Origin of the sequence: Streptomyces sp. NBC_01351 (assembly GCF_036237315.1) — a bacterium.
In the GTDB taxonomy this organism is placed as follows: domain Bacteria; phylum Actinomycetota; class Actinomycetes; order Streptomycetales; family Streptomycetaceae; genus Streptomyces.
Genome location: NZ_CP108356.1, coordinates 8,259,289 through 8,278,531 on the forward strand (window position 1 = coordinate 8,259,289; position 19,243 = coordinate 8,278,531).

General features: G+C 69.2%; 14 protein-coding genes and 4 pseudogenes. 4 read left to right on the top strand and 14 right to left on the bottom strand.

Features of this window, described 5'->3' with window-relative positions:
* Positions 1 to 155 precede the first annotated feature (155 nt).
* Both OG625_RS38040 and OG625_RS38045 read right to left on the bottom strand, forming a co-directional pair.
* The gene (locus OG625_RS38040; RefSeq protein ID WP_329390067.1) at positions 156 to 1,010 is read right to left on the bottom strand and encodes a maleylpyruvate isomerase N-terminal domain-containing protein; all 855 of its coding nucleotides are present in this window, start codon (positions 1,008 to 1,010) and stop codon (positions 156 to 158) included.
* Positions 1,011 to 1,240: 230 nt separating this feature from the next.
* A complete protein-coding gene (locus OG625_RS38045; RefSeq protein ID WP_329390069.1) occupies positions 1,241 to 3,247 on the bottom strand; it encodes a WD40 repeat domain-containing serine/threonine protein kinase in 2,007 nt (668 codons plus the stop codon).
* 418 nt (positions 3,248 to 3,665) lie between these two features.
* On the opposite strand from OG625_RS38045, the gene OG625_RS38050 reads away from it, so the two are divergent.
* Complete coding sequence (locus OG625_RS38050) at positions 3,666 to 4,790, top strand: hypothetical protein (protein WP_329390071.1); 1,125 nt, start codon at positions 3,666 to 3,668, stop codon at positions 4,788 to 4,790.
* 1,042 nt (positions 4,791 to 5,832) lie between these two features.
* Here the strand turns inward: OG625_RS38050 and OG625_RS38055 are convergent.
* The 4 genes and pseudogenes from OG625_RS38055 to OG625_RS38070 all read right to left on the bottom strand — a co-directional run.
* Positions 5,833 to 6,249 (bottom strand): annotated as a pseudogene (locus OG625_RS38055) (SDR family NAD(P)-dependent oxidoreductase); the annotation flags it as partial.
* A gap of 389 nt (positions 6,250 to 6,638) precedes the next feature.
* Complete coding sequence (locus tag OG625_RS38060; RefSeq protein WP_329390073.1) at positions 6,639 to 7,853, bottom strand: FUSC family protein; 1,215 nt, start codon at positions 7,851 to 7,853, stop codon at positions 6,639 to 6,641.
* Between the two features lie 167 nt (positions 7,854 to 8,020).
* A pseudogene (locus OG625_RS38065) lies at positions 8,021 to 8,222 on the bottom strand (UBP-type zinc finger domain-containing protein); the annotation flags it as partial.
* Positions 8,192 to 8,504, bottom strand: a pseudogene (locus OG625_RS38070) (histidine kinase); the annotation flags it as partial. The pseudogenes OG625_RS38065 and OG625_RS38070, both read right to left, overlap by 31 nt.
* Before the next feature lie 264 nt (positions 8,505 to 8,768).
* Between OG625_RS38070 and OG625_RS38075 the strand changes: the two are divergent.
* A pseudogene (locus tag OG625_RS38075) lies at positions 8,769 to 9,029 on the top strand (baeRF2 domain-containing protein); the annotation flags it as partial.
* 60 nt (positions 9,030 to 9,089) lie between these two features.
* Here OG625_RS38075 and OG625_RS38080 read toward each other — a convergent pair.
* The 6 genes from OG625_RS38080 to OG625_RS38105 all read right to left on the bottom strand — a co-directional run bounded on the left by OG625_RS38080 (position 9,090) and on the right by OG625_RS38105 (position 13,753).
* Entirely contained in the window at positions 9,090 to 10,346 is a 1,257-nt protein-coding gene (locus OG625_RS38080; RefSeq protein ID WP_329390075.1) for a M20 metallopeptidase family protein, read from the bottom strand.
* Complete coding sequence (locus tag OG625_RS38085) at positions 10,343 to 10,537, bottom strand: hypothetical protein (RefSeq protein ID WP_329390077.1); 195 nt, start codon at positions 10,535 to 10,537, stop codon at positions 10,343 to 10,345. The genes OG625_RS38080 and OG625_RS38085 overlap by 4 nt, the downstream gene beginning before the upstream one ends.
* 274 nt (positions 10,538 to 10,811) lie before the next feature.
* Positions 10,812 to 11,312 (bottom strand): nuclear transport factor 2 family protein, encoded by a 501-nt coding sequence (locus OG625_RS38090; protein ID WP_329390079.1) that lies wholly within the window; start codon positions 11,310 to 11,312, stop codon positions 10,812 to 10,814.
* Between the two features lie 94 nt (positions 11,313 to 11,406).
* A complete protein-coding gene (locus tag OG625_RS38095; protein ID WP_329390081.1) occupies positions 11,407 to 11,553 on the bottom strand; it encodes a hypothetical protein in 147 nt (48 codons plus the stop codon).
* A 463-nt stretch (positions 11,554 to 12,016) separates the two neighbouring features.
* On the bottom strand, positions 12,017 to 12,313 hold the full coding sequence (locus OG625_RS38100) for a hypothetical protein (protein WP_329390083.1): 297 nt from the start codon (positions 12,311 to 12,313) through the stop codon (positions 12,017 to 12,019).
* Between the two features lie 45 nt (positions 12,314 to 12,358).
* Complete coding sequence (locus OG625_RS38105; RefSeq protein WP_329390085.1) at positions 12,359 to 13,753, bottom strand: amidohydrolase family protein; 1,395 nt, start codon at positions 13,751 to 13,753, stop codon at positions 12,359 to 12,361.
* A 188-nt stretch (positions 13,754 to 13,941) separates the two neighbouring features.
* On the opposite strand from OG625_RS38105, the gene OG625_RS38110 reads away from it, so the two are divergent.
* On the top strand, positions 13,942 to 14,610 hold the full coding sequence (locus OG625_RS38110; RefSeq protein ID WP_329390087.1) for a TetR/AcrR family transcriptional regulator: 669 nt from the start codon (positions 13,942 to 13,944) through the stop codon (positions 14,608 to 14,610).
* Between the two features lie 1,360 nt (positions 14,611 to 15,970).
* On the opposite strand, the gene OG625_RS38115 is transcribed toward OG625_RS38110, so the two are convergent.
* Positions 15,971 to 17,146, bottom strand: a complete 1,176-nt coding sequence (locus OG625_RS38115; RefSeq protein ID WP_329390089.1) for a serine hydrolase domain-containing protein — start codon at positions 17,144 to 17,146, stop codon at positions 15,971 to 15,973.
* A gap of 1,041 nt (positions 17,147 to 18,187) precedes the next feature.
* Here OG625_RS38115 and OG625_RS38125 point away from each other — a divergent pair.
* Positions 18,188 to 18,637 carry an SRPBCC family protein gene (locus tag OG625_RS38125; protein ID WP_329390091.1) on the top strand — a complete coding sequence of 150 codons (450 nt, stop codon included), beginning with the start codon at positions 18,188 to 18,190 and terminating at the stop codon, positions 18,635 to 18,637.
* A gap of 105 nt (positions 18,638 to 18,742) precedes the next feature.
* On the opposite strand, the gene OG625_RS38130 is transcribed toward OG625_RS38125, so the two are convergent.
* The gene (locus OG625_RS38130; RefSeq protein WP_329390093.1) at positions 18,743 to 19,144 is read right to left on the bottom strand and encodes a cofilin family protein; all 402 of its coding nucleotides are present in this window, start codon (positions 19,142 to 19,144) and stop codon (positions 18,743 to 18,745) included.
* Positions 19,145 to 19,243 lie beyond the last annotated feature (99 nt).

The following is a 19,243-nucleotide window of genomic DNA, read 5'->3' on the forward strand; positions in this document are numbered from 1 at the left end:
CCGGCGGCACCGGCGGGTTCGGTGAGATCCGTCGCGGACGGTGAGCGACCGCGACGCCAGACCGTACGACACGGGATCTGGGGCAGGCCGGGGACTCCACGAAGCGGGGTGCAAGCTCATCCCGCCGATCACCTCGCTGACGTCGAATCCCTGGGTCAGGGAGTGGCGATGAGTTCGCCGAGCCGCATGGCGAGCCACGGTCTGCGGCCGGAGGCTCGCATGTGGCCGCGCGCGATCGCCTTCCAGGTCGGCGTGCGCCGGAAGGAGACCAGCAGGAACGCGGTCGGCGACGCCGTGATCCTGCAGTCGTAGGCGCGTGGCGGAGCATCGCGAGCCACCGTCACCGTTCCGTCGTTGACGACGACCGCCAGCCGCGGGCCGCCCTTGATGGTGAGGTCGAAGGCAATGCTGACATCCCGTGCCTTCTCGGAGTCCAGGGCCAGTGGCATCGTCGTCGGTAGTGTCTGACCGAGTGCCAGGCGCGCCTCGTGCGGGCTGATCGGCCACGAAAGTCCGGCGCCGCGGGCGATGTCCAGACCGTGCACGAGGCTCTCGCTGAGCATCAGGCCTGTCACCGTCGCCAGCGTGATGTCCTGCCCGAACCAGGGCACGGGGACAGGGGTGTCCGGGGCGAGGTGCTCGGTGACCCGCAGGAACACCTCGCCCCACTCGGCGACCAAGTCGGCCAGACGGGCCCTGTCGTTGCCGCCGAAGAGGCCTATTGATGTGGCGTTCATGGCCGCAATCCGCTCGCTGAACGGCCCTTCTCCCGCCGGCAGGATGCTGTCCCAGTCCATGGACTCGTCGGCGCTGCTGGCGGAGGAGTACCCGACGTACACGGCCGAGAGGTGCGAGCCGACGTCGCCCACCGTCCACACGGGGACACCGGAGGCCGCGTCCAGGTCGGGGACGTCGCGCAACAGCCGGACGAGCCGCGGGACTACGGCACCCAGCGCGGCGCGGGTCTTCTCGTGCTCGGCGGAGGGATCGAATCCCGTGACGGTTCCCATACCACTCCCCATGCTGCGGACCGGTCCGCAGATTACCGCGGGGTACGACAGCTGCGGCAGTGCTGTGCACACGCCGGTGTACCACCCGGAGGGTTATGCCCATGGTTCGGGTTCCGGTGCTTGATCGTGACCCACATGAGTGCGATTCCGCACGCACCGACGGCGCCTCCGACGAGGACGACGATCCAGCCGAAGAAGTCCTTGGGCTCTGTGCCGACCAGAGGCCGTGGCTACGGGTGAGCGGCCTGGATAGGGAGCGGCCAGAGTCGGACGGTGTTGTCCTCACTGGCGGTGGCCAGCGTCCGTCCGTCGGGGCTGAAGACCGGCTGCACCGGGATCCCGCCCCGAAGGGTGCTGCTGAGGTCTGCGGTGGTGGTACGGGTGCGGGTTGCGAGGGACCACAACGCGAGTTTGACGGTGCGGTCGGAGTTGATGACGGCGGCGACGGTGCTGCCGTCCGGGCTGATTGCCGCCCGCTGGACGATCTCCTGGCCAAGGACGGTGGTCGCGGTGCCGGCCGGGTTGGCCAGGTCCGTCAGGCGCAGCCCGTTCTTCCCCTTGCTTGCGGTGATGACGCCCCGTCCGTCGGGTGTGAACGCCACCGACTCCACTGCTCCGTCGAGGATTTCGATCACGGCGGGATCCTTGCTGGAGCCGGGGGTCCACAGCCGCAGCGCATTTTCCCGGCCTCCTTCTCCGCCGATGGCGAGGGTCTTCCCGTCGGGGCTGTAGGCCAGGACGTTCAGCCAGTTCCGGTCGCCGGTCTGCGTGGCGGTGAGTGTGCCGGTGGCCGTGTCCCACATCAGGAGGTCGTCGTCGCCGGATACGGCGAGAGTTCTGCCGTCGGGGCTGAACGCGAGCACGTTGCCGATGGGGCCGTAGCGGTCGAGGGTGGAGCGGCTGGTGCGGCTCGCCACGTCCCAGAGTTCGGCCTTGGACGCACCGAGCGCCGTGCCGGTGGCGAGGGTCCTGCCATTGGGGCTGAACAGAAGGTGCCGCACCTCCTCGGCCTTCGTGGCGAGGGTTGCGGCAACGGTCCGGGTGGTGGTGTCGCAGAGTCGGACGGTGCCGTCCTGGCAGCCCACGGCCAAGACCCTGCCGTCAGGGCTGTAGGCGAGCGACATCACGGTGCTGTCGGCAACGGTGAGTGCGCTCCATGGATCGACGGCCCGGTTCTTGGTGGACTGGGCGTCGTGGTCGGCGAACTGGCGCACGGCGATGACCGTCCCCGATGCCGCGCCGACGGCGGCCAATATGCCCAGCAGGACACCACGGCGGCGCGGCCCCGACGACGCGAGGGCGGGGACGGCCGGTGCCGCCGCGGTGGGCGCGCTCGCGAGCGCGGCCACGTCTGCGGGAACCGCCGGGGCCTGCACCCTCACTGTGGGGATGTGCACCGCGGCCACGGCGCTCGGCGCCGCCGACCGGGCGGCATCCAGCCGCGCCCGCGTGCTCACGGCGTCAGGGCGCCGTGCCGGGTCCTTGGACAGCAGCTCACCGAGCAGGTCCGCCAGGGCGCCCGCGCGCACCGCCGACGGCGCGGGCTGGGTCAACACGGCCGTGATGACCGCTGTCAGGGTCGACCCGTCGAACGGCGGGCGTCCCTCGACCGCGGTGTACAGGGTCGCACCGAGCGCCCACATGTCCGCCGAGGCCCCCACGCGTCGGCCCTCCAACTGCTCCGGCGGCATGTATTGCGGAGTGCCGATGACGGTATTCGTCGCCGTCAGATGCTGGGTGGCGTCCAGGATCCGGGCGATGCCGAAATCGGTGATGACCGGACGCTCACCGGCGAGCAGTACGTTGTCGGGCTTCAGGTCGCGGTGGACCACCCCGGCGGCGTGCGCGTGGGCCAAGGCGTCGGCGATCATCTCCCCGAGGGCGGCTACCCGCTCCCAGCCGAGGCTTCCTTCGGCCCTGACGAGGCTGGCTAGCGAGGGCCCGGTGATGAACTCCATCACGATCCACGGAACACCCTGATGGTGCACCACGTCGTGCACCGTCACGATGCCCGGATGCCGCAGCCGGGCTGCGGCCCGTGCCTCCCGCTCGGTGCGCGCGATCAGCTCCGACCGGAGGTGTGGCGCCGTGTCGGGCGGCAGCAGCACCTCCTTGACCGCCACCTCGCGGTCGAGCAGCGAGTCGCGGCCACGCCACACGCGCCCCATCCCTCCCCGCCCGACCATCTCCACCAGGAGATACCGCCCGCCCACCAGGTCGCCCGCTGCCCCCATCATGTCGATCACCCTAGCGGCCACCGGAAACGGCCAACCACCGTCGGTCCGTGGGGGCCCACCCCGCAGAGCAGAGCACACGCGTACCTGCCCATGACCACTCTCCGGCAGCGCTCCGCCGCCGCGCTTCGCCTCGCGACGATCAACCTCATGACGCGCTGGCTCACCCCGAACACGGCGAGACACCCGGACCAACCGATCAGTCAGACAGGCCGGACAGGCCGAGATGGAACAACGTGACGGAACTGCCCTCTGGTCCGGCTCCCTGTTCTGTGATCCTCGTCTCCGGCTGCCCACGGTGTGGCCGGCCCAACACCGGCGTGCGGTACAAACGTTCCGCGAGCCGACCCTGGCTCGCTGGGGGCGCCTGAGAGGTGCCGCGTTCCGTGTTGGCCTGAAGCACACACCAGGGGATAGCAGCATGACCCGTCCGCAACCCGCACCCGTGCCGCCGACAAGAACTGCGCGCCGCCGCGCTCGCTGGGAGCGCTACCGTGTCACAGGGCCGTTCTCCCCATCCGACCTCGCGAAGCTCTGGGGCCTCATCGGCGCTCTGGTGGGTGTCGCGTTGGTCCTCGGCTTGGCCCTGGACGTGAAGGGCGGCACGGTCATCGTGCTGCTGGTGCCGTACGTCTTCACGTGGTTCGACGCGCGGCGCGTCCTCTTCCAATTCGACTCCTCCGGCGTGCGCATCGGCCATGTCTGGTTGCCGTGGACCGATGTCACCGCCTTTGTCGTCGCCGAGTCGGCCGCGCTCGGGCCGCAGGTTCTGATCGGCACGCAGCTGCGCGACGGTGTGGCCGTACCCGCCGGGGCCGGGGTGCTGCCACCCGATGCGTCGATGCCCGCACAGCTCCATGTGGCGGTGGAGCGGCGGAAGTTCGACCTCGGGAAGCTGACCGCAAAGACGCGGCGGTACGCGCCCGCACACGTGCGGATCGTCGAGGTGGGAACCTCGGCGGGCCACTCGTTGGTGGGCGGGGATCCGTACACGGGCTCCGTTCGTCCGTACGCGCCAGTGCGGCAGCCGGGCCCGGCTGCCGGCGCCCTCCGGCCTGCCCTGCCGGACGCCTACGGGCCTCGCTGGAGCCTCGTCACGGCAGCGCTGCTGACATGTGCCGCAGTGTTGGCGGTGCTCGCTGCCGCGATGCCCTTGCCGGCCATGCTCTTCGAGTACGAGGGCGGAAGCTCAAAGGGTGGTGTCTTCCTGCTGACAGAGGACGTCCTGGGGCTGGACCTCTTCCCGGCCGTGGACCCTTGGCGTGGGCTGCTGACCTGGCCCTGGTTGCTCTCATTCCTTGGCATGCTCACCATCGCCTGCCGCGCCATCCAGCCGCACGCGCGGTTTCGTGCCCTTAGGGTCGTGGGTCTTCTGTGCGCCGTCACCTTTCCGCTGGTGCTGCTCGGGAACGACGTGGTCTCGGCGGGCCGCGTCAGCAGCTTTGAACGTGGTTGGTGGGTGCTGCACCTTGCTGCGCTTTTGGGGTTGGGGGCGTTCGTCGCCATGGACCTGACGCTCACCCGGGGCCGTGTCGGCAAGTCCTGACCGCTGGAGATGTGGGCGGCCGTGTGGGCCGCGCACGCGGAATGGCAGAGGGTGAGCCATGCCCGGGCGGTCAGCACGGTGATGGTGGCCCAGCGCATCAACGCCGAATACAGCCGCCCCGCCGAACCGGCGAACCCGACGGCCGCGGCTTGAGGCAGTACGCGCCCTCGCGCTCTGCGGAGAACGCGTCGTCGGCTTCCATCCGGGCCGGCCGCCGAATGGAAGTCCAGGGTGAGGACGGCATGGAGCAGCCCGGGGAGCTGTGGGCGGATGCTGACTGCGGTTGCGTCCGGGGCTGCTGCTCGTGCCACGGAAGTGTGTGGGGCCCGGGCAGGGCCCGGTTGGAGTCGCAGCAGCCCGCGCCGATATGGCGTGCGCGGGCTGACCCGGGGCCCACCCGTTGAGCCGAGGCTCCGTAGTTGTCGCCGGCGGCACCGCTTAGGCTGCACAGAAACCAGGTCGATGCAGCCGGACTGTCACCAGAGAGGCGCGGGAGTTGTCACACATAGTCGGTCACTGGTCTTCCTGTCACGGGGGCGCAGTGTGACTCGCGACGACCTCATCGCGATGCTCCGCGACCAGACTCCCGCATGCGGACCTGCGCGTAACGCCTTGATCGCCGGGGCTGACTTCGTCGTCTGGGACGGCCTGGTCCCTGCCAACCGGCACGCAGGCGTCTTCCGGCGTCGAATGCACCACTCCTTGGAGCGTGGCCGCACGGTCGATGGCGCGGCCGAGAGTGTCGACATCCTTCTGCGAGCCGGGGAAGAGCCGCTTCGTACCGGATCCATCGACGCGATGGACAGGTCATCCTGGTTCACGATCTTCCTGAACTCCACGGAGACAGTAGTGGTGGCCTGCTGCGGCGGACGCCGACCCACCACCATGGAGTCGGCCAACACCCCCGAGTCCGGCGCCCAACCTCGCAGGTGACAACAAGCCTGCCTATGTGACAACTATCGCGCTTTGGCTCACCCGTTGGGGGCCCTACCGCCGGGCCGACCCATCCATCAGAACCACACGTCGATCTAGCCGATGTCCCACCCAGTGGGATGCCCGGCCGGGACGTACGGCGGACGTCCTGGTCCTCCTGGCCGGTAATCGGGGTGGCGTTCGCCCCCGGAGCCACGGAATTGACCGTGATGCCGTGATCGGCCAGCTTCAGGGCCATCACCTGTGTCAGCAAGCCGAGTCCTCCCTTCGCCGCGCAGTACGGGGCGCCCCCACCCATGGCTGGTGTTCGTGCGCGGAGGTGTCGTTGACGATCCGGTCTCCGTCCCCCTGGGCGATCATCCGGTGAGCGGCGCGCTGGTAGCAGGGGAACGGTCCGCCCAGGTCGCCTTCCGCCGTAGGCCCGCACCTCCGCCGCCGTGTCCTCGGCGCCCTGCTCGTCGGTGTGCCAGGTGATGCCGACGTCCATCCCGGCCGCGGCCGACCACACGGCAGTGGCCCAGCCGATACTGGAGTCGGACCGGTGACCACCGCGGCCCTGGGTCGTCGTCCCTCTACGTTGAAACCCGTCATGACAGCCGCCCTTCTCACGAGGGGGCCAGCCTGCTGCCAGTTCCCGGAGAGCTCCCCGTGCCGTGCGGGGCGCCTGCCCTTTCTCCGGTGCGCATGTGCGTGACGTGCTGTCCGCCTGCCCGCCCCGGCGCCGTCGCCCGGAGCCCAGAACGCCACCCGTCCGGCGCGGGCGGCCCTGAGTCGTCGAAGTAGCCGGGCCGGTGACCATGGCCTCCGGGAATCCACCCACGAGGCCTCCAGAGAGGCGCGGCTTCCCAGGATGATCACGTGCATGCGACGGGTCGGCTTCACCACGTTGCCGGGGGCGCCGAAGTGCCGGCTGTCTCACTCCGGCGGCAGACCACGGTCGGAGCGGCGGCGTCGCAGACGCTCGCGGAGCCGGCCGTTGCGCCGGCTGCGGGTGTGGTGGTCCAGTTCCTCCAGCAGGCGCTGGGAACGGTTGTCCACTCCCAGTTCGTCGAGGACCCGGTCGATCTCCGCGAGCAGTGCGCCCTGCAGCTGCCACTGGGACGGGTCCTGGCCGACGTCGGCGAGCAGCAGGTCCGCGAGGCGGTCGCGGTGCGCCCGGGCCACGGCCAGCTCCCCCGTCAGGCGGGCCTCGGCCTCTTCCGCGTTGGCGCTGACCTGCGCGGTGATCAGCTGGGCGAAGCTCTCCACGGCCAAGGCCGTGTGCCTGAGCACCTGCCCTAGGGCGATCGTGGTCTCCGTCGCGAAGAGCGGACCGTCGGGGCGCGCCTTGGCCAGGTCCGTCAGCGTCCGGCAGGCCACACGCAGCACCACCGCGCAGATCTCCAGGGTATCCAGGCCCGTCCGGAGCACCAGCCGGAAGAGCAGACCTTCCTTGACCCGCGGATTGAGGCGGAGGCTGTCCTCGGCCTGCCGGAGGGACGCGTCGACCTGCGCGATGTCGTTGGCGAGCCGGCGTGCCTCGTGCAGCCGGGCCGCGGCCTGCTCCACCTTGACGGCTCCGAGGGACTCGTCGCCGATGTGGTTCAGGAGCCCGCTCATGCGCATGGCGAGATCGGTGATCGCGGCACCCGCCGGGCCGACCCATACGGGCGGCGCGACGAGCAGGTTGACCAGCAGTCCGACCGCAGCGCCGATCAGCGTCTCCAGGACCCGGTCCCATGCGGTGTCCGCGACCTGGGTGACCCCAAGGACGAGCATCGCGCTGATCGCGACCTCGGGGACGAACTCGTCGACCCGGACCAGGTGGCCCACCACAAGAGAGGCCAGGATGAGCAGGCCCAGGCTCCACCAGGTCAGTCCCACCAGCACGCTGAATGCGATCGCGATCAGGACGCCGACGACCACGGAGTTCACCCTCCGGATGCCGGTGGTCAACGTGGAGTAAAGAGTGACCTGGACGACGAGCAGGGCGGTCAGCGGAGCAGTCAGCGGATTCGGCTCGCTGCTGAGGCGGAGGGCAACGACGTAACTGATGACGGCCGCCGCGGTGGACCGCAGTGCCTGGACCGCGACGGGGTCGCGACGGCGTTGAGAGATACGGGCGGCGAGACCGCTGATCATTTCCGGCATACCTGCCCGCATTCCCCCGGCGGAGCCGGGTGACGCGGTGCGGGCGGTTTTCGACCCCTCGGTGGCCGACGAAGCACACGCATGAGCGCGTGCTTTCAGCGGTGCAGGTGCCGCGTCCGGTTCCGGGGGACCAGGTCGGCCGTCCCGGCGCCGACTGGTACAGCTCAGAACCACTCCTCGTCTGGTTCGAAGCTCCGCACCAAGGGATGACGGGGGGACTTCCAGTGCGCGGTGGCGGTGCTGGGCGGGAGACGAGCCGCAGCATCCGGCGTGGCCGCACTGGGCGCAGCGTCGCAGGTGCAACCACCAGCCGCCTGCCTCGTCGCACTCGACGTGGAGGCTGCCGTGCTGCTCGGTGCGATCCGCCAGCCCTCCGTGATGCCGTGGTCGTCGAGCCAGTCGGCCAGCTCCCCCTCGCGGTCGGACGCCTCCGGGGGCTCAGCGCCTGCGCCTTGGCGACGCGTTCGGCGGTGCTGCCTGGATCTCGATGAGGTCGGCCAGTGCCTCGCGGCAATAGGGGCCATGAGCGATTACGGCCAACTTGTGTCACATCTTGCCCGCCCGTTCCCGCAGCGCCCCGTTGACCCGGACCGCCGCCGCGGCCGCGTTGTTGAGCTCATGAGTGAGGCCGGTGGACAACGATCCGACCGCCGGCACATCGACACCGTCAGGGACTCCCCGGACCAGCAGCATCACCGGTTCCTTCCCCCCTTCACTCGAACGGGGACGCGTTGGAGCCGGCCGTCAGGGCCGGTCGACTCGTCGGTGGCCGGGCGCGGCCAGTGAACGGTCCAACCGCGGCCGCCTCGACCCCACGGGCCTCCACAGTCGGCAGGCGACCGCCTCACCGGACCGCCTGCCACAGCCTCTGATCCGGGCGGGAGCACCCGCGGTCAACCGACTGGGGACACCCCGATGCCCTGCGTCACCGACCGCACCGCGCGCGCCGCGACGAGGCGCTCAAGCAGCAGTTCGACTGCGAGGGCCCCTGTGATCGGGCGCTCAAATGTTCTCCGCCAGGCCTGCGTCCAGCAGGACTGGCCCCTTCACCGCGCGTCCGCGGGTGACTGGTCGGTGAAGCACTTCGACACTGCGGTCGAGAACACGTGGGAGGACAGTGCCGCGCTGATTGCGGAGGAACTCGGCCGGGCTTTCGAAGCGTCCGGTGCCGAGCTGGTCGTACTGGCCGACAAGATCACTCGTGCCTCCTTTGGCGGTCTCGCCCTGCCTGGCGGATTACGGCTCTGTCTTTCTCGTTTTGCTGGTGTGGTGGAGAGCGACGGCTGCGTGTGCGGCGATGCCGGTGGCCATGGCGTCCTCGTCGAAGACGACTCGGTTGGAGTGCATGTCCGGCATGTTCGGGGTCGGTGGTCCGGGTGGGCGGGCGCCGAGGAAGGCCATGGCGCCGGGGACGCGTTCGAGGACGTAGGCGAAGTCTTCGGAGCCCATGACCGGCTCGGCGAGGTTGTGGACGATGCCTGGTCCGAGCTGTGCGGCCACGGCGCGTTCCACGACGGTGGTGAACGCTGGGTCGTTGTGCAGGGGCGGGTAGCTCTCGGTCAGCTCGACGTCGGCCTCGGCGCCGTGCGCGGCGCAGATGTGGCGGGCGACTCGTTCGATGCCGGCGCGTACCTGGCGGCGGGTGTCGGGGGTCAGGGTGCGGAAGGTGCCGTGGAGTGCGGCGGTCTCCGGGATGATGTTGGTGGTGGTGCCCGCTTCAATGCGTGCGATGGTGATCACGGCCGGGTCGAAGATGTTCACGGTGCGGGTGACGAGGCTTTGCAGGGCTTGGACGATCTCGCATGCCACTGGGATCGGATCGAGTGCCAGGTGGGGCGCCGAGGCGTGGCCGCCTCGACCGCGCACGGTGAGGTGGATGAGGTCGGAGGCCGCGAACATGGGGCCCGGCCGCAGGTGAAGGGTGCCGGATGCGAAGCGTGTGGTGACGTGCAGGGCGAATGCCGCGTCCACGCGATGACCGTCGGGGGTGGTCAGGACGCCTTCCTCGATCATGTCGGGGGCGCCGCCTCCGCTTTCCTCGGCGGGTTGGAACATGAACACCACCCGGCCCGCGAGCTTGTCTTGTCGCGCCGCGAGGAGGCGGGCGGCGCCGACGAGCATCGCGGTGTGCAGATCGTGACCGCAGGCGTGCATGGCACCCGCGGTGTGGGAGGCGAAGTCCAGGCCGGTGTTCTCGTGCAGAGGCAGGGCGTCCATGTCGCCGCGGAGCAGCACGATGGGGCCCGGCCGTGCGCCTTCGAGGACGGCTGTCGCCGAGCTGAGGCGTGTGCCGGTGGTGACGTGCAGGGGCAGGCCTTCGAGGGACTCAAGGACCCGTTCCTGGGTGCGGGGCAGGTCCCGGCCCAGTTCCGGCTCGCGGTGCAGGGCCCTGCGCAGTCCGACGATGCCGGGCAGCAGACGGCGCGCCTGTGCGAGCAGGCCCTCATGCTCCGGCATGCCGCCCGGTTGGGCCCTGCTGATTTCGTGGCTCACGCGGTGACTCCTGCGGGCTCGGTGACGGTCTGTGCGAGGAGGTCGCCCAGGATGTGCGGGGCGCGGTCGGGCAGGCCGAGTGCGAGGAGTTCGTCGAGGCCGCCGGGGTTGACGAGGTTGGCTTCGAAAAACGTACGGATACGCGAGGTCGATCCCGGCGAAGCGCACCCCGTGACGGGCCAGACGTTCACCGATCGCCGTACACAGCTCCATCTCCTCCCCGGGCAGGGTGGACTCGGCGCAGGTCGCCCGGTGGGCGGTGTAGCCGCGGTGCTCGCCGGCGGCGAGGCGGTGCTCCAGAACGGCTGCGGGGCAGGCCGGCCGCCAGAACGAGCCGTTTCTGCGCGCCGTGCCTCGGCTTCCTCACCCGTGGCGGACAGATCGTGGAAGAGGCGGGCACCCCACCGCACCAGCGGCATAACCTCCCGGAGTCTCCGAGCTTCCAGGAGCCGGCCCATGGGCCTCTCAAGAATCGAGCACGGCGGCGACGGCCTCGATCTCGACGAGTTGGTCCTTGTAACCGAGCACGGTGGTGCACGCCGCGGCGATCGAAACGCTGTTCTCGTAGAGGTGGTGCCGAGTGATCCGGCCCTGCTCGACGGTGAGGCGCAGCGCGAAGGGGCCCTCGAAGGAATTCCCTGTCTCGCGCACGGTCCCCGAGAGGTGGCCCATCAGGACGGCGTCGGTGCCGTCCACGAGGAAGGTGTCGACGGACGCCCGCGCGTCCTCGGCCACCGTGTGCTCGGCCAGCTCCGTGAACTGGGCGGCGCATTCGACTCCGGTGGAGCGCGGCCGGATCCACGGAACGGCGGGGTTCTCGGCGAGCAGCCAGTCGACGTCGTCCGCGAAGAGCGCGACAAGCCGCTCGATGTCCCCGGCCACTCTGGCGGCGAGGAACTCCTGGACGACGTGACGGGTGGTGTCGGCGATGGAACTCACTGTGGGGTCGGCGGACTTGACGGGCATGAGTCGCTCCTTGGGTCTGCGGTGCCGGAACCCTCGTGGGGGATCTCGTTGACGTGCACCACACTGCCGCGGCAGGGGAGTGCAGTCGATTACGTCAGGGGTAAAGGTTGCCGTCGCGGACCCCGGCGGGGGTGAGGCCGTGGTCGTGGTGGCCGGTCGTGCCAACGCCCGGCCCGAGGAAGACGCCCACGTCACCGGTGGGGTGGTCGGACCTGTCATCAACGTCTGGCGAGTTCGGCACCGGCCGGGATCGTGAACGTCGATGCCCGGTCGATGGTGACACGGCGTGCCGATCCGGGCTGGATGGCGGCACCGCTGGAGGTGCGTGCCACGGTGGCGCCCGTGGCGGTGAGCGGGGCGGTGCCGTAGGCGTTGGCCAGACGGATCCGTACGGTTGCGCCGCTGACGGTGACCCGTACGGTCTGGCGGACGGTCTGGTTCGAGAATCCCTGCTCGGACCAATTGGGCGTGAAGGTCGCGCTGGGTCGCTGGGGTGCGGCTGACCAGGCGGCTTCCCAGCGGAGACCGTGCGGACGGAGGCCGACTGGTGGTGGGGGTCGCAGCGGCTCCGTAGGCGGTTGGCGTTGCGATGAAGGCAAGGATCGACATGGCCAAGAGAGTTCGTGCGAAGAGCACGGGAGATCTCCTTGCGGGTTCGTATTCGATGTATGTGGATGGGGGTGGCTTACGGCTGTGCGGGAAACTCACGTTGGCTGCCGTCCTATGACGGCTCTGTCGTGCAAGTGCGGAGGGTGAGCCCCAAGCCGCCTGGGGACATTACGGGTCAGGACGGCCAGCGCCAGCGAGCTGAGCGCCGCGAGGCCCATCGTGGACTGCATGACCGGACCGTTCACCCGCATCAGGGCGGAGTGAAAGGTCAGCCGAACGTCGAGCGGCACCACCTCGAAGGTGGTGGCGACGTTAACGGCGCCGTAGCCGAAGGCGCCGGCGAGCAGGCCGGTGGATAGCAGGGCGAGCGCGGTGACGAGCCGGATGGGCATGGTGAACTCCTTGGCTGTGCAACATGGGCAGATGTGCTGGCTCGCTCAACGTCCGGCCGGGTTCGGCTCGGTGGGCTCGGCGGCTGCTGCCGATGCCACGTCGGCCAGCATGCGGGCCCGCTGTTCGGGGGAGATGCAACGCCCGCGGACCAGGACGGTGTGGATGCGCGTGGTGTTGCGGATGTCGGCCAGCGGGTCGGCGTCCAGGACGACGAGGTCGGCGATCTTGCCGGGTTCGACCGTGCCGAGCGAGTCGGCCAGGCCGAACATCCGGGCGGGCTCGATGGTCGCGGCCTGGAGGGCGCGCATCGGTGAGAGCCCGGCGCGCACGAGGGAAGCGAGCTCGTCATGCAGGCTGAATCCTGGGATGACGAACGGCAGGTCGCCTGCGTCGGTGCCGGCGAGTACCGGCACCCCGGCACGGTCCAGCTCACCGACGAAGTCCAGCCGGCGATCGAGCAGGGCGCGCCGCTGGGCGGTCTCCTCGGGGGTGCGCCCGGCCTTGATGATGTTGTCCAGGGCCCAGCGCCAGCCCTCGGTTGCCGACACCGGCACGTACGCGAGTCGTTCGTCGGTCAGCACTACGTCGTCCGGCCGGTCGAGCACCCCGTATACGACGAGGGTGGGCACCACTCGGGTGCGATTGCGGGACAGGGTGGCGAACACGGCCGCCGCCTTGCGCGGGCTGTAGCTGGTCACCGAGTCCCACTCCAGCCGGTGTACCTCGCGCAGCCAGGTGACGAAGTCACCCCGGCCGATCTTCAGCTCGGCGATACGTGCACGCAGTTCCTGTTCGCGGGTGGAGGTGTCGTACCAGGTCGAGTACAGATGCTCGATGCTGAGTTGCCCCGCTGCGCTCGCGCTGCTGAGCGGGACGGCGTCCGGGCAGTGTCCGGCGAACGGGATCCGTTGTCGGCGGGCCTCGTCCGCGATCGCGCGATGCAGATCGCCCGAAAGCCTCGAGTACACCTTGACGAAGTCGGCGCCCTCCTCCTTGGCTTGGCGTACCGCCTGTCGCGCCTGAGTCTCGGTGGCGACTTCGACGAACAGCGCGGGATCTCCGATGGTGGGAGCGCCATCGATGATGTGGCCGGCGATGATCGACCGCGGTCCGAGCAACTCGCCGCGCTCGACTTGGGCGCGCCAGCGGTGCAGCAGCGGGGTGCCGGACATCTCCCGGACCGTGGTGACGCCGTTGGCCAGGTAGAGCGGCGGCGAGATCTGCTCCGAGGGAATGCTGTGCACGTGGGCGTCGACAAGCCCGGGGATCACGTACTTGCCCGGCAGATCGAGGATCTTGACACCGGGCGGCACCGGGAGGCATGCCCGGCGGTCTAACGCGACGATCCGCTGTCCCCGGATGAGCAGGGTCATATCGGGGCGAGGGGGACGCCCGGTGGCGTCGATGACCGTGACGCCGGTCAACGCGATGGTGTGCACCGCGGGTGATGCGGCCGCTCGCACCGACGGCGAGGCGGCCGCCGTGGCTCCAGCCGCCACCAGTACCGCGCCGGCCCGCAGTACGGCACGTCGGCGAACCCCGGCCGTGCGACGCGGTCCCGCCCGACCTTGCCTCGTTAACTTTGACATGCCGTAAAAGATAAGGGCGCTTTGCTAATCTTGACAAGATGTCTGAGCTAACACCTCCCCGACGCAGGCGACGCCGCACCGACGCCGACCGCAGCGCCGCCGCGATCCTGCGGGCTGCTACGGAAATCCTTGCTGCCCAGCCGCATGCGAGCGTCGAGGAAATCGCGGTGGGGGCGGGGGTGAGCCGCCAGACCGTGTACGCCCACTTCAAGTCCCGCGAGGTGCTCGTGAGCACGGTGATCGACGCGATCACCAGCGAGGCGGTGTCGGAAATGGACGCCGCGGCCCTGGATGAGGGCCCTGCGGCGGAGGCACTGCTCCGCCTACTTGATGCAAGCTGGCGAACGCTCCAGCGCTACCCGCTGCTTCTGAGCACCCTTACCGCGGCGGCCGGCACTGAAGCCAAAGACACCCGCCACGAAACGGTTTTCGACCACCTCGACCAGGTGCTCAAGCGAGGCCAGGAGCGCGGCGAGTTCGCTCGCGACCTGCCGACCACCTGGCTCGCCAGGGCGATCGTCGCACTCGGCCACGCGGCGGGAGGCGAGGTGACCACGGGACGGATCACGCTCCCGGACGCCGCCGAGGCTCTCGCCAGAAGCACCCTGCGCATGTGCGGCGCCGACCCATCGACGATCGACGACCTCGTAGACCGACGCGGAGGGATCGGGGGTCCGCCGTCAACCGCTGCACAAGCTTGGGAATAGCCCCGTTGTTGGCACACCGTCCGCAGTTGCGCATCCTTCGCTGACTGGCTCCGCGCGACTGCCGAGAGAGATGTCAGTCTGGAAGCATCACGCCACGACGGTGCACGAGGAGATCAACGCCGACGGCAGCCCTACGTTGCACCGGGAGCCACTCCCTGGGTCAGGTGCTCGTCACTGCCCTGCCCGAAGGGACGGGGGACGAGTAGGCGGGGCCGCACGGACTCGACGGCCCACCACCTCATCAGCCGTGCGTGGCACCGCCGGAGGAGTGAGCCGAGCCGGACGGCCCGGCTCGTCGACCGTTTCCTGGAGGGCTGACGAATTACGTAAGCCCAGAGCGGCTGGGAAGTACCAGCGCCGAGTCCGTATGAAGCGTGATGCGCACCGGTGTGAAGGTGCTGGCGTCCACCGGCGACTCACCGGTGCCGGGATTGCGGGCGTAGCGCGCGGGCGTGCACTCCCGTCGGTACGGCTCTCGACGACGTGCACGTACGCACTGTCGGGGTGGGCAGGGAAGAAGCTCCCAGCCGGATGGGGTTGAGGTGATCCGAGGTGGCGGGCGAGTGCCTCCAGCCCGATGGCGTCGAGCCGCAGACCCCGCACGATCACCACACCGTGGCCGAGGAGAGCTGCGGCGAGCCGGTCCGCCACCGCAGGCGGGCAGATCGTCGGCATCCGCAGTGCCGCGGGCAGGGCAGCGTTGACCTCCGCGAGGAATCCCTCACGCAGTGGCCGCAAGGTCGTCTCCATGAAGGAATTGTCGGCTCCGGGCTGACCGGCGCGCGATGCACTTTCCGCCCATCGTGGCACCGTGTTCTCGCCTACCAAAGCACCCAGGCAGGGCGGCCGCTGTGCAACAGCCTGAGAAGCGCGGGGCCCTTGCACCGACGCCGGAGCCGGCGGTGCGGGGGGAGCGGCGCCGGCACGGACCAGGGGGGATCGGCGCGGAGAAGAACCAACTAAGACGCTCCTTGCTACCCAGCTACCGGGATCTGCTCGCTGGCTGCCTTGAAGACCTCGACCAGCAGATGGGCCGTAACCAGGCGCAAAGCATTGGGCTGCTAACGAAACCGGTATGCCGGCGTGCCGACGCCAGCTGGCCCGCGTACCGGACGGCTGGCCGTCTGGGCGTCGCGGGCGTCGGACTCGCCCTGGAGGCGAAGGGGCGCACCGTGCTCACCGAGCGGGAGATCCGCAGCGCAGAGGGAGTCGACGGTGGCGCCCAGGAGCTCCTTGAGGACCTGGGCGTGCCCGTGTCGCCCGGGGCTCGGCGAGGATGATGGGAATCTCTGGAATAGGCCGCCTTCTCTGGAGGTACCCGCATGGCGCTACTTGAGATGGGGCTCGGGGCCGAGTGCATTCAAGTGGTGCTGCATAGGGCGTGGTCGATGAGGTTGCGCAGCGCGTCTTCCTGGCGGGCTGCAGTCTGCGGGTCCGCGGAGCGGCTGTGCGCGGAGACGGTGATAGTGCGCTGACCGTCCATGGTTGTCGCTGCCCGGATGACATATCCGAAGCCGCTTCCTCCATGTCCGAGGTAGCCGCCGCCGCAGGACAGGGGTGTGAAGAACAGTCCAAGGCCGTCCCGGGTGCCTTCCGGGTGACCGCTGTCCTGCGGTACCGGAATGGTGGTCTGCATGGCGGCGAGTTCGGCGGGCTTCAGTAGCTGTCCGCTTGCCAGTGCGGCGAAGAAGCGGTTGAGGTCGCGGGCTGTGCCGGTCATCGAGCCGTCGGCCCCGCTGTCGAAGGGACGGTAGGGGATCGTGGTGTCGACCAGCGGGCCGTCCACGGTGAACTGCTGGTAGTTGGCCGTGTGCGGATGTGGAAGGAAGGGCCAGGTGCCGGGGGTGTCGGTGTGCTGCAGGCCGAGCGGGCGCAGGATGCGGTCGTGGACTTGCTGTTCCCATGTGTGGCCTGTCATCATCTCGATGATCATTCCGGCGAGCACGTAGTTCGTGTTGGAGTACGCCCAGCGGGTGCCTGCCGGGAAGGCAGGTTCATGGCGCATGGCCAGGGCCACCAGCTCTTCGGGCTTGTAGGCACGCCACCGGTTGGCGAAGTAGGTCTGGGTACTGGGGTCAGGGAAGACGTCATAGATGTAGTCGGACAGGCCACTGGTGTGCTGCAGCAGGTCGCGGACGGTGATGGTCCGGCCGTCGTTTCCAGCACCGGACACGATCCCGGGCAGCAACTGCTCCACTGTCTGGTCGAGGGAGATCCGTTTTTCGCCCACCAGTTGCAGCATGACGGTGGCGACGAACGTCTTGGTGGTACTGCCCAGACGCAGGTAGCCGTCCTTCCGAACCGGGCGGCCAGAACCCAGATCCCCCACCCCCGAGCGGGCCGTGACCGTCCCGCTCGGGGTCTCCAGGCGAACCGCTACCCCGGTGACCCCGGTATCCCGCAGTGCGTCGGCGTCACGCTGTACAGGCCACGCCGTGCCGGATGGGCGTGGTGCGGCTGAAGCCGCAACGGACGGCAGAGATGACACAGCCAGCACCAGCACCGCAGCTGATAACCACGAACGACGAAAGATCATGATGCGAGGTTAGGAACAGCAAGGGTCACCAACCATCCGGGATACGCCCCATCTCGAACGGGTGCCAGCCGTATGGACATCACGCCAGGCACCCAGCACAAACACTGGCTTCCCGTGTCTGGTCATGCTCCTGAAGAGCAGAAAGACGTTCCGGCACAGCCGTTGGCTCAGCCGCGTTGTTTCAGAGCTCTGGTCAGGTCCCGGTTGGTCGCCCTCACGGCACGGTCCACGTCGTCCAGGAAAGAAGAGTTGCTCCAGCGGCCTCGTCGGCTCCTCGGCGAACGCCCCGTACGTCCCGGCTTTCTGGCTGCTCCCACACGACCGCGACGCCGTCCCCGACGGGCTGTACGCCAGCGGTGCCCCGCCGAAGCTGTCGACCCGACCACCCTCACTGCGGGCAGCGAGGGACGCGGGCCTCGTACGTGGGCACGGCGAACTCCTCCAGGACGCACGATGCCCCCGGATAGCCGGGGGCGGAGTGGCTGCTCGTGTTGAAGGGCGCCGGTGACGCGATGTACTCAGAGGAGGCGGCCAAGGCCAGCTGACCGCTGCAGGCTCTCCCGATCCAGCCTCCGCCCTCCGGGCGGGGCTGGATGGTGTTTGCGGTTGTGGAGTAGTTGCGGCAGCGGATGTGCCGGAGTCGTGGTGGCATCGGTGGGGTGAAGGATCCATTTGGTTGTGATGAGCCGGCGTTCCTGGCCAGGGCGGGGGCGGTGGACCGGGCTGCCGCCCGCCGCGCTGTCGCTTCCAGGGCCGTCGGTGCCGCCGACCTCGATTTTCTGCTGGACGTCCTCGGCTTGCGGCCCGAGGATGAGCCGCTGGAAGAGGGCGGCCACTGACCCGACGGGCTGGCGCCGGGGGAGGGGGCGTGTGGTGTGCCTACGTGAAAGTGGGTGGGCCGGTTGCCGGGGACACGCCTGTGCCGCTGTCCCCGGTCGGGTGGTGTCGCTGTCGTGCGGTGGGGCAGGCGCGGCGGGGAGGGGAGAGATTCTCCTGGCCGGCGGCCGCCGGCGGGACCCGAGTGATGGAAGGACTTCTTCGATGTCGCAGGTGAAGGAATCGATCGAGGTTGATGTGCCGGTTCGTACGGCGTATGACCAGTGGACGCAGTTCGAGTCGTTCCCGCAGTTCATGGACGGTGTGGAGCGGATCGAGCAGCGCACGGACACGCTCACGCACTGGGTGACGAAGATCGCTGGTGTCGAGCGGGAGTTCGATGCGGAGATCACGGAGCAGATCCCGGATACCAAGGTGGCGTGGGTGACCGTCGGAGGCGAGAGCGAGCAGTCCGGCCTGGTGACCTTCCAGCCCATCGATCCCACCCATACGCAGGTCACGCTGATGATGGACTTCGACCCTGAGGGGATGGCGGAGAACCTCGGCGACAAGCTCGGCTTTGTCGACCGGCAGGTCAAGGGTGACCTGAAGCGCTTCAAGCACTTCATCGAAGACCGCGGCTCAGCCACCGGACAGTGGCGAGGCCGGGTCTGACAGCGCTCGCCGAGGGGCGGATTCGGCCCGAGGCAAAGGCTGGGCGGCCGCAGCGCAGAACACGCGCGGCGGCCGCCGGTGCGCTCGGCTGAGGGTGTGGACGCTTCAGCCGGCCAGGGCGACGAGTCTTGGGTACTCGAGTTGGTCTGCACGCCGGGCGGTGAGGTGGACGTGAACGTCGGCGAGGTACTCCTTCAGGGCGGTGTACCCGGCCGCGTACGTCTCCTCCTGCTCACTGGCGCCCGGTGGCATCCAGAAGATCAGCAGCTGTGCGCTCCTTCGCATGCCCTCAGGGCTGGCGAAGGACAGCTCATGGACGACCAGCCGCGGCTCGTCCGCGGGCAGGGCCCGTACCAACTCGTCATGGGTCAGGTTTCCCTCGAACTCCGCGACCAGGACGCCCGGGACGTCCGCGTAGCGAAGGGTCACGGTGTTGATCTCCCGCTTCTCCCGCAGATTATGCAGGGCAGCAAGGGAGCTTTCCGAAAGGGCGATCGGGCTGCTCACAGGCGTCTCACCTCGGTCTGGTCAGGACCTGGGAATCAGGGCGGGCAAGGGTGCTGTCACTGTCGCCCTGTCGCCCTGCCGAGCGAGAGGACGTCCCGG